The organism is Bacillota bacterium (assembly GCA_012837285.1).
GTDB lineage: Bacteria > Bacillota > DTU030 > DUMP01 > DUMP01 > DUNI01.
Window position 1 is genome coordinate 1 of record DURJ01000094.1, and the last position, 3425, is coordinate 3425.

Below are 3425 nucleotides of genomic sequence, written 5' to 3' on the forward strand. Positions count from 1 at the left end.
ATCTGGGCAATTCATCTCACACAGTTTACACTTGGTGCATTTCTCCGGGTGGGCTACGCCGGCGATATTGTAGCCTTTTTCGTTTATCTGGTCGGTTATTTGGAACACGCCGCGCGGGCAGTAGTGGAGGCAAAGGGCGCAGCCTTTGCAGATGGTACCGTCTATATGAACAGTCACTTATCATCACCTCGGATGTGTTTGATCAGGTCGACGATCTGCTGGGGGGTACGGGCGATGTGGGCACCGGCTTGGCTAAGAGCCTCAATCTTGGCTTGGGCGGTGCCGCGGTTGCCTTCGATGATTGCGCCGGCATGGCCTAGGGATTTCCCTTTAGGAGCTGCTCGGCCAACGATCATGGCTACTACCGGTTTGGTCACTTGCTCAGCTATGAATTCAGCCGCTTCTTCTTCCATGGTGCCGCCAATCTCGCCCACCAGGACGATGATATCTGTTTCGGGATCATGTTCGAACAGTTCTACGACCTCTTTTTGCGTCAAACCCCAGATAGGGCCGCCGCCGATAGCCAGGACAGTGGATTGGCCGATGCCGGCTTCGGTGAGCATTTTTCCGATCTCGTAGGACAAGGCTCCGCTCTTAGACACCAGGCCTACGCTGCCTTGGATATACATCCGGGGCGGATGGGCCCCCAGTTTACATTTCCCCGGGGAAATTACGCCGGCGGTACCCGGTCCTAGCACTGTACAACCGTTGGCTTGGGCATAAGCCAGTATATCTACTACATCGTGATCCGGTATACCTTCGGCCGTAATTACCAGGAATTTTATCCCTGCCTGGATGATCTCGAAACAAGCATCTTTGGTAAAACGGGGTGGGACGAAACTGATGGCGGCATCAATTGCATGCTCGGCTACGGCTTCGGCGACAAAATCGTACACCGGAATGCCTTCAACCGTGTTGCCGCCCTTGCCCGGCGTCACACCGGCCACAATCTTGGTCCCGTACTCTTTCATCACTTTGGTCTGAAGCGCCCCTGAGCGGCCGGTGATGCCTTGAACTAACACCTTGGTATTTTCGTCGATTAGGATTGCCATTTGCTGTCACCCTCCGCTCCCTGGACTGCCGCCTCTATCGCCGCTAACAAATCGTCGTAGGCAGGAATACCGGCTTGGGCCATTATTTTTTTGCCCTCTTCTTCCATGGTTCCGCACATGCGGACAATGACCGGAATCTCGAGTCCGTGGGCTTGTTGATAGTTGACAATACCCTCGGCCATTTCGTCCATGCGGTTGAAGCCACCGATGAGAACTACCAGCAAACTCTTAACATTGGGATCGGCGAGTACTGTTTCCATGGCTTTGTACATAACTTCGGGGCTAGTAAGTCCGCCCATCTCGCAGAAGTTGGCGGCTTCGCCTCCGGCGTCTTTGATTAGATCTAGGGTAAGCATGCCGGTACCGGCACCGTCACTGATAAGGCCTACTGTTCCGGTCAGGGGAACATAAGTGATGGTATCCTCGCTCCCAAGAGCTGGAGTCGAATCAGCCCCCGGTAATGCTTGCTGCTCTTCTCGTAGCTCCTTCAATAATTCGCCTTGTCGAAAATCGGCTTTGTCATCCAGGGTAACTTTGCCGTCTAACGCCAGTAGCCCCGCATCGGTAGAGGCCAGGGGATTGATCTCCACCAGAGTAGCGTCTAGCTCGCTGAATGCTTGATAAAGCTTAGAGATAAAGTCCTTAAGCCCGCCTTTACTTTGGTAGCCTAGATGTTTGGCTAAGTAGCGTATTTGGTAGTCTTGTGGTCCTATTAGAGGATCAATTGGGATTCTGATAATTTTCTCCGGCGTTTGCGCCGCCACTTGTTCTATATCCATACCGCCGGCAGGGCTGGCGATGAGTAGCGGCCGGGCAGTTCCGCCTTGTAAGACAATGGAAAGGTAATACTCTTGGGCAATCTCTGCCTTTTCTTCGGCTAGCACGGCGCGGACCGGATCGTCTTTTATTTTCATGTCAAAGAGCTGGGTAAGTAGAGCCCTCAGCTCTGTTTTCTCTGAACAGAGCTTGATGCCACCGGCCTTACCTCGTCCGCCGGTTAGAACTTGAGTTTTTAAGACTAAGGGAAAGGGTAGCTTGGGAACATCTTGTGAGGACAGCAGTAAATCACTTTGCGGCACTGGTAGGCCATATTGGGTGAAAATTCTCTTGGCCTGGAATTCAAACAGCTTCATGTATTAGACCTCCACCGTTACCCCTTGGGCGAGTTTAATCCCTTCGTCTACTGCGCGTAGATTTGTGTCTAAAAATCTCGGTCGAGTCAGCTCTTTGATAACGGCAACCAAGTCTTCTTTGGTTAAAAGGCCGGTACTTTGTTGTAAAAAGCCTAAGACTACCATATTGGCCGAGATTCTGCTACCCAAATGGACAGCCGTCTCCGTAGCTGGCACCGGGATGACTCTTTCTTGGCAGCTGTGGGTGTTCTTTACTAACTGGGGATCAATGATCAAGGTGCCACCCGCACGCAAACTAGGTAAGTAACGATCCAGCGCACTCTGAGACAAGGCAATGAGAAGGTCCTTCTTATCCACCATGGGTGAGTTAATTAGCTGATCAGAAATGATAAGTTCGGCTTGGCATTGGCCGCCACGGGCTTCAGAGCCATAGGATTGAGTTTGAACAGCGTACAGTCCTCTCTTGGTAACAGCCGCCGTACCCAGTATTACTGCTGACAGCACAACTCCTTGGCCGCCAAAGCCACATAGTCTAATGCTTATCGGCTTCATGCGTTATCACCTTCTTTGTATATGGTGCTACCTGTAAACACCGGGCGCTTGATGTTAACAAATTCGCCTAGGACAAACTCACCAGCTCTTTCCTCTGCTGTCAGTTTGTCGGCATCGCGTAGGAGTACGGAGTTATCTTCAATCCACTTAACTAAGTCGGCGGGATTGCTGCTTTTGAGGACGTAACGCCCAAAATGAGTCGGGCACTGGGAAACTATTTCCACTAGGGCAAACCCGGGATGAGTCAGTGCAGTCTTCATGGCCCGAATAGCCTGAGGCCCATGACTGGTGTTCCAACGGCTAACGTAAGTTGCTCCCGCCGCCACTGCCAGCTCGCAAACATCAAACGGCGGTTCCATGCTGCCGTAAGGTGTGGTAGTTGTGGTGGCATTGATCGGCGTAGTCGGAGCGACTTGACCACCTGTCATGGCGAAGTTGAAGTTATTTACCAGAATAACAGTCACGTCTAGATTGCGACGGGCTGCCTGGATCAAATGGTTAGCCCCGATGGAAGCCGCATCGCCGTCGCCGGCAAACACCACGATGGGGGTTTCCGGCTTATGAAGCTTGATTCCAGTGGCCCAAGCCAGCGTGCGCCCATGGACCCCGTGCAGGACATCGGTGTTAAGGTAGATGGGAATACGAGCCGTACAGCCCACACCACCGATGGTAACCATGCTACTAAGAT

5 protein-coding genes are annotated in these 3425 nt (G+C 52.4%); all 5 read right to left on the reverse strand.

Annotation, left to right across the window (positions count from 1 at the left end):
- Positions 1–177: 4Fe-4S dicluster domain-containing protein (locus GX016_05610; GenBank protein HHT71035.1), on the reverse strand; the 177-nt coding region annotated here is incomplete at its 3' end.
- A complete protein-coding gene (gene sucD, locus GX016_05615; GenBank protein ID HHT71036.1) occupies positions 174–1052 on the reverse strand; it encodes a succinate--CoA ligase subunit alpha in 879 nt (292 codons plus the stop codon). The genes GX016_05610 and sucD, both read right to left, overlap by 4 nt.
- Positions 1040–2185: a succinate--CoA ligase subunit beta gene (sucC, locus tag GX016_05620; protein ID HHT71037.1), complete on the reverse strand. Its 1146-nt coding sequence runs from the start codon at positions 2183–2185 to the stop codon at positions 1040–1042. Before sucC ends, sucD begins: the two co-directional genes overlap by 13 nt.
- A gap of 3 nt (positions 2186–2188) precedes the next feature.
- Entirely contained in the window at positions 2189–2737 is a 549-nt protein-coding gene (locus GX016_05625) for a ketoisovalerate oxidoreductase (protein HHT71038.1), read from the reverse strand.
- Positions 2734–3425 (reverse strand): 2-oxoacid:ferredoxin oxidoreductase subunit beta (locus GX016_05630; protein HHT71039.1); only part of this gene is annotated, 692 nt, incomplete at its 5' end. The genes GX016_05625 and GX016_05630, both read right to left, overlap by 4 nt.

Coding starts and splice junctions, on each gene's coding strand:
- sucD (HHT71036.1), bottom strand. CDS start 1,052: ATGGCAATCCTAATCGACGAAAATACCAAGGTGTTAGTTCAAGGCATC.
- sucC (HHT71037.1), bottom strand. CDS start 2,185: ATGAAGCTGTTTGAATTCCAGGCCAAGAGAATTTTCACCCAATATGGC.
- GX016_05625 (HHT71038.1), bottom strand. CDS start 2,737: ATGAAGCCGATAAGCATTAGACTATGTGGCTTTGGCGGCCAAGGAGTT.